9 protein-coding genes and 2 tRNA genes are annotated in these 9,431 nt (G+C 36.3%); 1 reads left to right on the top strand and 10 read right to left on the bottom strand.

The genetic code is table 11. The features are described 5' to 3' along the window. Positions 1–346: 346 nt before the first annotated feature. Both MM236_RS16540 and MM236_RS16535 read right to left on the bottom strand, forming a co-directional pair. Positions 347–420, bottom strand: a tRNA-Pro gene (locus MM236_RS16540). A gap of 54 nt (positions 421–474) precedes the next feature. Beyond that, positions 475–547: transfer RNA gene (locus tag MM236_RS16535), tRNA-Lys, on the bottom strand. A gap of 230 nt (positions 548–777) precedes the next feature. On the opposite strand from MM236_RS16535, the gene MM236_RS16530 reads away from it, so the two are divergent. Next, complete coding sequence (locus MM236_RS16530; protein ID WP_241276098.1) at positions 778–1,506, top strand: tetratricopeptide repeat protein; 729 nt, start codon at positions 778–780, stop codon at positions 1,504–1,506. Between the two features lies 1 nt (position 1,507). On the opposite strand, the gene MM236_RS16525 is transcribed toward MM236_RS16530, so the two are convergent. The 8 genes from MM236_RS16525 to MM236_RS16490 all read right to left on the bottom strand — a co-directional run bounded on the left by MM236_RS16525 (position 1,508) and on the right by MM236_RS16490 (position 9,364). Next, positions 1,508–2,137 (bottom strand): LON peptidase substrate-binding domain-containing protein, encoded by a 630-nt coding sequence (locus MM236_RS16525; protein ID WP_241276097.1) that lies wholly within the window; start codon positions 2,135–2,137, stop codon positions 1,508–1,510. 81 nt (positions 2,138–2,218) lie between these two features. Continuing rightward, positions 2,219–2,878 (bottom strand): hypothetical protein, encoded by a 660-nt coding sequence (locus MM236_RS16520; RefSeq protein WP_241276096.1) that lies wholly within the window; start codon positions 2,876–2,878, stop codon positions 2,219–2,221. A 161-nt stretch (positions 2,879–3,039) separates the two neighbouring features. Further along, positions 3,040–4,044, bottom strand: a complete 1,005-nt coding sequence (gap, locus tag MM236_RS16515) for a type I glyceraldehyde-3-phosphate dehydrogenase (RefSeq protein WP_241276095.1) — start codon at positions 4,042–4,044, stop codon at positions 3,040–3,042. A gap of 281 nt (positions 4,045–4,325) precedes the next feature. Continuing rightward, positions 4,326–6,554 (bottom strand): NADP-dependent isocitrate dehydrogenase, encoded by a 2,229-nt coding sequence (locus tag MM236_RS16510; RefSeq protein WP_241276094.1) that lies wholly within the window; start codon positions 6,552–6,554, stop codon positions 4,326–4,328. A 165-nt stretch (positions 6,555–6,719) separates the two neighbouring features. After that, positions 6,720–7,529 (bottom strand): amidohydrolase, encoded by an 810-nt coding sequence (locus MM236_RS16505; RefSeq protein WP_241276103.1) that lies wholly within the window; start codon positions 7,527–7,529, stop codon positions 6,720–6,722. 112 nt (positions 7,530–7,641) lie between these two features. After that, a complete protein-coding gene (gene def / locus MM236_RS16500) occupies positions 7,642–8,196 on the bottom strand; it encodes a peptide deformylase (RefSeq protein WP_241276093.1) in 555 nt (184 codons plus the stop codon). After that, positions 8,193–8,606 (bottom strand): Holliday junction resolvase RuvX, encoded by a 414-nt coding sequence (gene ruvX / locus MM236_RS16495; RefSeq protein WP_241276092.1) that lies wholly within the window; start codon positions 8,604–8,606, stop codon positions 8,193–8,195. The genes def and ruvX overlap by 4 nt, the downstream gene beginning before the upstream one ends. Further along, positions 8,606–9,364 (bottom strand): hemerythrin domain-containing protein, encoded by a 759-nt coding sequence (locus tag MM236_RS16490; protein ID WP_241276091.1) that lies wholly within the window; start codon positions 9,362–9,364, stop codon positions 8,606–8,608. The genes ruvX and MM236_RS16490 overlap by 1 nt, the downstream gene beginning before the upstream one ends. Between the last annotated feature and the right edge of the window lie 67 nt (positions 9,365–9,431).

The following is a 9,431-nucleotide window of genomic DNA, read 5'->3' as shown; positions in this document are numbered from 1 at the left end:
TCTGAACACGAAACCTTCCCGATGGAGTCGGGATGCTCTATCCAATTGAGCTACAAGACCTTTTTTACTATTTTTTAGTTTTGAACTCTGAACATGAAACCTTCCCGATGGAGTCGGGATGCTCTATCCAATTGAGCTACAAGACCTTTTTTACTAATTTTAGTTTTGAACTCTGAACACGAAACCTTCCCGATGGAGTCGGGATGCTCTATCCAATTGAGCTACAAGACCTTTTTTACTATTTTTTAGTTTTGAACTCTGAACATGAAACCTTCCCGATGGAGTCGGGATGCTCTATTCAGTTGAGCTATAAGATCAATTCATAAAATAAACTGATCAAAATTAGTCGGGGTGGCAGGATTCGAACCTACGACCTCCACATCCCAAATGTGGCGCGATACCGGGCTACGCTACACCCCGAACTTTATACTAAACTTACAACATATCAACTCCTTGTAAATTGATACTATTTTGTGATCCCGCTGGGATTCGAACCCAGGACCCATACATTAAAAGTGTATTGCTCTACCAGCTGAGCTACGGAATCATTCTATTTAATTTTATTCAATTTTCAATTTAAGAACACTTGGCTTTGCTCTTCGTGCAAATTGAAACAAGTTTGGACAGCACCGTTATTTGATGCCGTAAAACTAGTACCTTTAATTTTATATTTCAAATTTATTCTCTCACTTTTGAAAGACTTTTTACAGTTTTTGATTTGTTTTTTGTTAAATCATTGCCGTAATTGGACTGCAAATTTAAGCGGACTATTTTAAAATGCAAAACTCAAAGGCAAACTTTCTTACAAAATTTTCAATAATTTTAGCGGTATTCATACAAAGCTTTAATTGTCAGGCCAATACATTTGACCTCCAAAGAGCAGATTCTTTGTTTAACACCAATAATTATCAAGAAGCAATGGTTTATTATGAAAACATGCTCGAAAATGATCAAGTTTTCTCTCCTGCCATGCTCTTAAAAATGGCTTTTATTTCCGAAGGAAAAGGGGATTTCTCAAAGGCAAGTTTTTATCTTGCTAAGTACTACGACATTAACCCAAACCCAAGGGTAATCACAAAAATCAAAACACTTACAGAACAACCTAACCTTGTAGGATACGAGATTTCTGATGGAGATAGGTTCTTTAAATTTCTTTCAGACCTACAACAAGAAATTACTGGAATCTTTGCTGCGCTACTTTTGATATCAATAATTACTCTTCTCTTTTTTAAGGAAAAAGCAAACAAACCAAAATATTACATCCCGACGTTAATGCTTATCTTTTTTGCATTTATTGCAAATAACTTCTTAAAAGAGCCCTCTACGGGGATTGTTACCGGTAGCCCTACTATTATCATGAACAAACCCACAGCAGGCGGGAAATTGATTAAAAACGTAGATCCTGGACACAGAGTAATCATTAAATCCTCTAAGGATATTTGGTATGAAATAGAATGGGGCAACCAAAAAGCTTTTGTCAAAAAAGAAAGTATTACAAAACTATGATTTAGAAATCCAAAGCATCCAAAGTTTTGAAGTGCCCATTCATTTGAATTTTGGTTTTGGCCTTTTCAACTTCCCTAAGAATAGGTATTACTTTAGTCAGATGATTGATTAGAAACTGGATTCTTTGGATTTCTTTTCTCATCACTATCAATTGATATTCTTCTTCAAGTGTCAATCCTATTTTATGAGTAAATGTAAATGAATTAACCAAAAGAGCCTGAACTTTGACAGGCTCCCCAATTAACCTAAAAAACTCCTTCAAATAAAATAGAAATTCTGCATAAACACTTTTTGGTAGAACATTATCATTTTCAAAAATGATGACTTCTCCTCCAGCATACAATTTGTCTTTATACGGGTTTTCAAACTTAACCAATTCATAAACCCTTAAGACCCTTGTTTTGATATCTAACCTTCCATCTTCATACACCTTCGACACTTCTTCCAACACCACCTCTGAGCCAAATGGCATTAATTTGTCTGTATAGACAGAAATCCCAAATCTTCCATCACCATTCTGTACATCTTTAAGCAACTGTTTGTATCTAGGTTCAAAAATATGCAAGTTCAGCTGCTCATCAGGAAATGCTACAAGTTTCAGTGGAAATATCGGTAAAATCTCATTTATCATAGCTATTCAACTTCTTTACTTACAAATAGGTTATGTTATTGTTCCAATAGCCCCAGTCAAAACACACTCAATAAAGCGTTCTCAACTTTCATCTTCCACTAGTTCTTCCTGTAAACTCAATATTTGGAGAGGAGACATATACAACTCTCTAATTTTATTTTTGTAAGAATCTTCAAAATTCACATTGTTGAGAATATAATTTTTGACCATCAAAATCTGATGTCCCATTCCACAAGATATTGCATAGGTATCAGCCGCCAATTCAGCTTCTGTGAGCCTCTTATTAGAAAGCATATACCTCATACCGAAATGCATCATATTAGCAGTGCTTCTGTTCTTATAATCCATAATATGACCTAATTCATGCCCTATCCACCCAACAAGTGCATCATGTGGAACATCTTCTATCAATACTTCGCCTTCTTCAAAATCAAATGACCTGGTGATTTTGATCCTATACTCTCTTTTCTCCTTTCCTTTTATAAACATAGTCAGAATTCTAGGCTGTGCTTGCATCACTGATCCTGAAATTTTCTCCTTAAACTCAAAGTCAATTGCAACTCCAGCTAATTCAGGGAAATAAGCTAATGCTTCGATCACAGCATCTTTGATCTCCCATGGAATTCTTTTGTTATCCACTTCCAAGTATTCACTTTTGGATGAATTATCAATTATAGTATCAGTGTGACTTTCTTCAATTTCTGGTGTAATTAAAAACAAACTTAATATTATAGCAATCATGTAGGTAGGTGTTTTTGATTATACCTCATACTAACAAAAAAAATGCTAAGATCAAAAATTCAGAGCTTTAAAAAGAAAATCCCAAAAAGTTTTCAAAATCTTGAATTATAAAATTCAGGACTTTGAAAACTTTTTGGGATCAAAATCGGCAATGCCGATTTTTATTTGCTTGAAATGTAAGCTAACAAATCTACAACTTTGTTGGAGTAACCCCACTCATTGTCATACCATGCTACTACTTTCACAAACTTATCACTCAATTGAATCCCAGCTCCCTTATCAAAAATTGAAGTTCTGCTGTCACCATTGAAATCTGTAGAAACTACTTGATCTTCAGTGTAACCCAAGACACCTTTCATGGTCGTTTCAGACACTTCTTTCATTTTGGCACAGATCTCTTCGTAAGAAGCTCCGTTTTTCAATCTTACTGTCAAGTCAACAACAGAAACATTTGGAGTAGGAACTCTAAATGCCATACCTGTCAACTTACCGTTCAATTCTGGAATGACTTTACCTACAGCCTTAGCAGCTCCAGTCGATGAAGGAATGATATTCTGAGAAGCTCCTCTTCCACCTCTCCAGTCTTTTGCAGATGGCCCATCAACAGTTTTTTGGGTTGCAGTTGTAGCATGAACAGTTGTCATCAAACCTTCTTCAATTCCCCAATTGTCATTCAAAACTTTAGCTATTGGAGCTAGACAGTTTGTAGTACAAGAAGCATTTGACACAAAAACCATATCAGAAGTGTAAGAGCTTTCATTCACTCCCATTACAAACATTGGTGTATCATCTTTTGAAGGCGCTGACATAATCACTTTTTTTGCACCTGCATCAATATGTCCTTGCGCAGTCTCTTTGGTAAGAAAAATACCAGTTGACTCAACAACATAATCAGCACCTACAGATCCCCAATTAAGGTTTGCTGGGCTTTTTTCTGCCGTCACTCTGATTTCGTTGCCATTCACAACCAATTTACCGTCTTTTACTTCAACAGAACCTTCGAATTTACCGTGTGTAGAGTCATACTTTAGCATATATGCCATATATTCTACATCGATTAGATCATTGATCGCCACCACTTGAATATCATCTCTTGATTGCGCTGCTCTGAATACTAATCTACCGATTCTACCGAACCCGTTGATTCCAACTTTAATTTTGCTCATAATTTTTATGTATTTATTGTTTATAGGTTTGATATCAAATATTTGTATCAAAAATCAAAATAATCTCGCTGTCAACTTAACACAGCTTTGAATGCTTAAATTTACCAATAATATCTTGCCTTCCCAAATATTGAAAGCTTTCAAAAGCATGCATTTTACAAAAATTAATATACAATCGATTTCGAAAAATACATTTTTTACATTAGCACAATATATTTTTCTGGTTAAAACAAATAAAGTAGCTGTCAAGCTACTTTATTTGAACTGAAAACAGATATGAACTAAGCTATTTTTGACAAAATCTCATTAAATGTACTACTTGGTCTCATTACCTTGTCTACTTTTGATTCATCAAGTCTGTAATATCCACCAATATCCACTTTCACACCTTGTGCATCATTCAACTCAGAAACAATCTTTGACTCTTTTTCTTTCAACTCATTGGCAATAGAAATAAATTTGTTTTTTAGTTCTGAATCGGAGTCCTGAGCTGCCAAAGCTTCAGCCCAATACATCGCCAAGTAGAAATGGCTACCTCTATTGTCAAGTTCTTTTGCTTTTCTGGAAGGAGATTTATCTTCATCCAAAAACTTGCCTGTTGCCTGATCCAAAGTTTTTGCCAAAACCTTTGCCTTATCGTTTGAGAAGGTTTCTCCCAAATGTTCCAAGGACACTGCCAATGCCAAAAACTCACCTAGCGAATCCCATCGTAAATGATTTTCTTCTACCAATTGCTCAACGTGCTTAGGTGCCGAACCACCTGCTCCAGTTTCAAACAGCCCACCACCATTCATCAACGGCACTATGGATAGCATTTTGGCACTTGTTCCTAATTCGAGAATAGGGAATAAGTCTGTCAAATAATCACGTAAAACATTTCCAGTTACTGATATCGTGTCTTTACCAGCTTTGATTCTTTCTAGTGAAAACTTGGTTGCAGCTACAGGAGACATGATTTCTATTTCTAATCCTTCAGTATCATGATCTTTTAGATATGTATTGACTTTCTTGATCAATTCTCTATCGTGCGATCTATTTTCATCAAGCCAGAATATCGCTGGATCAGATGTAGCACGGGCTCTGTTTACTGCCAATTTCACCCAATCTTGAATTGGAGCATCCTTTGTCTGACACATTCTCCAAATGTCGCCTTTCTGTACATCATGAGAAATCAAGACATCTCCATTCGACACTACCCTTACGACACCTTTATCTTCTATTTCAAATGTTTTGTCATGAGACCCATATTCTTCGGCTTTTTGAGCCATTAGACCGACATTAGGCACTGAGCCCATTGTGGAAGGATCAAAAGCACCATTTTCTCTACAAAAGTCGATGGTTTCTTGATAAACACCAGCATAAGATCTATCTGGAATAACTGCCTTGGTGTCTTGAGCTTTCCCGTCTTTGTTCCACATTTGCCCAGAAGTCCTAATCATTGCAGGCATAGAAGCATCTATAATGACATCAGAAGGGACATGCAAATTGGTAATTCCTTTGTCAGAATTAACCATTGCCAAATCAGGACCATTTGCCAAGCAAGATTCAATATCAGCCTCAATAGCAGCTCTCTGGTCTTCAGGAAGTGTTTTGATCTTAGAAACCAAATCTCCAAAACCATTTCTTACATCTACTCCAAGAGATTTCAATATAGTATCATGTTTTTCGAAAACTGTTGCAAAGAACACTTTCACAGCATGTCCAAAAATAATCGGATCGGATACTTTCATCATCGTAGCCTTCATGTGCAAAGAGAAAAGTACTCCTTCTGCTTTTGCTGCTTCTTTTTGTTTTTTCAAGAAAGCATTCAGCTCAGACACACTTAATACTGCGGCATCAATAACTTCTCCAGCCTTCAAAGACAAGCCTGTTTTCAAAGCCTTCACATCTCCAGATTCGTTTACATACTCAATATCTACTTTTGTCTCATCTGGAATGGTCAGTGATTTTTCGCTGCCATAAAAATCCCCACTTTCCATACTTGCAACATGGGATTTTGAGGTTTTACTCCAAGCACCCATGCTGTGTGGATTTTTCTTTGCGTAATTTTTCACAGCCAAAGGCGCTCTCCTATCGGAATTCCCTTCTCTCAAAACAGGATTTACAGCACTCCCTTTTACTCTGTCATATTTCGTTTTGATCTCTTTTTCTTCATCGCTCTTTGGGTCATGAGGATAATCTGGCAAAGCATAACCTTTATCTTGCAATTCCTTAATTGCAGCAGTCAATTGTGGAATTGAAGCACTGATATTTGGTAATTTCACAATATTGGCCTCAGCTGTCTTTGCTACATCCCCGAGTTCCGAAAGTGCATCTCCAATTTTTTGATCTTCATTTAAAAATTCGGGAAACAAAGCAATTATTCTTCCAGACAATGATATGTCTCTTGTTTCTACTACCACACCTGCAGAATCAGTAAAGGCTTTTACAATTGGCAAAAGTGAGTACGTCGCCAAAGCTGGCGCTTCATCTGTAAGGGTGTAGAGAATTTTTGGTGTTTTAGTGGTCATTTTATTTTTATTAACTACAAATTAATTTGATATATGTGAAGCATAATGGTAAAAACTCAAGCATATTGCTTCTTTTTACCTTTCTATTAAAATTCGGGCTAAATTAATCAAAAAATCGCAGTTTCAAAGATTGATCAACCGAATGGAATCTAATTTGAGTCATGCTTATTTTTTTGATTTGATGATTTGAAAATTATCTGAATCTTTCCATGCTGGAAATTTTTGCCTATATAAATTCAGTTCATCGAAATTCAATTCAACAATTAATGTCTTCCCTTCTTCTTTGGAAATCACGATCTGATCTCCTTTGAAGTTGTACACCGCAGAGTGCCCAGAATAAAGTACACCATTTCCATCCTCGCCTATCCTGTTTACCCCTACCGAGTATGCTAAGTTTTCCACTGCCCTCGCCTGCAAAAGAATATCCCAAGCACTGACTCTCGGTTTTGGCCAACTAGCTATGTAGATCAAGACATCATATTCCATTTCCCCATCATCTGAAGTGTTCCTAGACCAAACTGGGAACCTTAGATCGTAGCATATCTGAGGCAAGATATTCCAACCTTTTATTTGGAAAATCTTTCTTTCATGCCCCATTGAGAAATGTTCGTCTTCATTGGCCATTCTGAATAGGTGTCGCTTATCATAATGCATCAGCTCCCCATCTGGGCAAGCCCAAAGCATTCTATTAAAAAAATCATCCCCTTCTCTGACAATCACACTTCCTGTGACTACCGCCCCTGTCTGAGCTGACATTTGCTTAAGCCACTTACAGGCTGTAAAATTCATGGGTTCACCGTATTCTTTGACTTTCATGGTAAAACCAGTCGAAAACATTTCTGGCAGAATTATCAGATCAACGTTCCCTTCTATTTCCCAAATCTTTTCTTCGAGCATACTAAAGTTGGCAGTCTTATCATGCCAATAAAGATCGGTCTGAATTAATGCGATTTTTAGATTTGGTTTATTTTCCATCATATTTTGGTATTGAGAATGCGGCAAATTGATTTCTTGAAATAATAAGTTTATTGAAAGATGAAAATTCAAAAAAAAAACCAACAGATTTTTAAATTCCGTTGGCTAAGATTTATCTCAATGGGTAAATCATTCTATAATCTGTAGAAATTTTCCCTTTACTTACTTCTATCAACTTGCTTTGAACCATTCTTTTTTTCAAACCTTTCAGGTAATCTATAAAAAGAATTCCTTCCAAATGATCATACTCATGTTGGATCACACGTGCAGTCATTCCTGAGAACTCCTCTTCTTTCAAGTTCCAATTTTCATCGTAATACTCAATGGTAAGTTTCTCAGGCCTGATAATTTCGGCTCTCACTTCCGGGATACTAAGACATCCTTCTTCAAAGCCGTAGTTATCGCCGTATTCATCCAAAATGATAGGATTGATAAACGCTCTCCTGATTCCTTTTTCTTCCTCGTCTTCGTCAAGCATCAAAGAACTATCTATCACAAATAATCTAATTCCTTGATTGATTTGAGGTGCCGCCAATCCCACTCCACTTGCGTGGTCCATGGTACTATACATATCTTTGATCAATGTGGAGATATCATCACCTTCATGAATTTCCTCTGCTTCTTTTTTTAATATTGGATTTCCGTAAGCTACTATCGGATAAATCATAATTGCTGTAAATAGGTTTGTAATATAATTGCGGCACTTATTTTATCAAGATTGCCTGCTTTTTCTTTTCTGTCCTTTTTTTTGCTTCCCATGGTGATCATGCTTTGCATGGCCATCTTTGATGTGAACCTTTCATCCACAAGTACAATTTTCTTGTCTGCAAATATCTTTCCCAAACGATCCCTTAGACTGATTACTCTTGGAGTCATTTCATTATCAGATCCATCTAGGGATTTCGGATATCCCAAAACGATTGTCTCTACTTCTTCTTTTTGGAAATAATTCGTCAGAAAATCTACCAGCTTTGAAGTTTCGATCGTTTCCAAGGGATTTGCGGTAATTTTGAGTATATCAGTAACTGCAATACCCGTTCTTTTGGTTCCCAGATCAATTGCTATAATCCTGGCCATCAATTACTGCTAATTTGTTTTTTCACCTTTCTAACCACTTCTCTTTCCAACTCTACTGCTTTTGGGAAAAGCAATTCGTCTTCTATCTTTGCATGTATTATTAGCTCTTTTTCGAAATTCTGAAGTTCGCTATACAAGATCTTCATACTAAGCGGAGCATTTTCTGGCAATTCATACCCTTTTGTCAATTTTCTGATCCCCACCATTTCATCATCATGATCTTCGTGCGCATGCGCCATCGATTTAATCGGGCTTTCTTCCAAAATCGTCAATGCATCATTTAACCTAAATTCTCCTGATTCAATTTCTTGCAACAATTGAATTCTTTTGAATACCCGACTTTCTTCTTCATGTATATGATGGATGAAATCTTCTACAAACAATGGAAACATAATCCTTAAGTCTGATAATATTCCAGCATATTCATCTTCCCGACTGATCCCTGTCACCATATTTGATAAAAATGGCAACTCTTGTCTTACAAAGAAATAATGTTTCTTTTTGAGATAAGCTACAAGTACTTCTATGGGATGAAAATACAACTCTTCGGATTTGGGTTCTTTTCTGTTTGCCCACACCTCCAATTCTTCGATGAGGTGATTTGGATTCACCTTGAATTTCTTGCATACTTCTTGCAAAGAATTCTCTTCATATTGATAAAAATTGATCCCAAAGTAATGCAAAACAGCTGCGAACACATAATTGTCAGAGACAAGTTCTTTAATTCGTGACTTTTGTATATCTTTTGGATTCAACATATAGACAAAAGTAAGGAATTTAAGAGAATTTGCCCTAATTCTTTATCTAAATTGAATTTATTGCGTT

This window comes from Belliella calami (genome assembly GCF_022549695.1).
GTDB lineage: Bacteria > Bacteroidota > Bacteroidia > Cytophagales > Cyclobacteriaceae > Belliella > Belliella calami.
This window is presented reverse-complemented; position numbering and strand designations above follow the sequence as displayed.

Excerpts from the sequence above, each read along its gene's own strand:
- gap (WP_241276095.1), bottom strand. The coding sequence starts at position 4,044 with ATGAGCAAAATTAAAGTTGGAATCAACGGGTTCGGTAGAATCGGTAGA.
- MM236_RS16520 (WP_241276096.1), bottom strand. The coding sequence starts at position 2,878 with ATGATTGCTATAATATTAAGTTTGTTTTTAATTACACCAGAAATTGAA.
- MM236_RS16525 (WP_241276097.1), bottom strand. The coding sequence starts at position 2,137 with ATGATAAATGAGATTTTACCGATATTTCCACTGAAACTTGTAGCATTT.
- MM236_RS16490 (WP_241276091.1), bottom strand. The coding sequence starts at position 9,364 with ATGTTGAATCCAAAAGATATACAAAAGTCACGAATTAAAGAACTTGTC.
- MM236_RS16505 (WP_241276103.1), bottom strand. The coding sequence starts at position 7,529 with ATGGAAAATAAACCAAATCTAAAAATCGCATTAATTCAGACCGATCTT.
- def (WP_241276093.1), bottom strand. The coding sequence starts at position 8,196 with ATGATTTATCCGATAGTAGCTTACGGAAATCCAATATTAAAAAAAGAA.
- MM236_RS16530 (WP_241276098.1), top strand. The coding sequence starts at position 778 with ATGCAAAACTCAAAGGCAAACTTTCTTACAAAATTTTCAATAATTTTA.
- ruvX (WP_241276092.1), bottom strand. The coding sequence starts at position 8,606 with ATGGCCAGGATTATAGCAATTGATCTGGGAACCAAAAGAACGGGTATT.
- MM236_RS16510 (WP_241276094.1), bottom strand. The coding sequence starts at position 6,554 with ATGACCACTAAAACACCAAAAATTCTCTACACCCTTACAGATGAAGCG.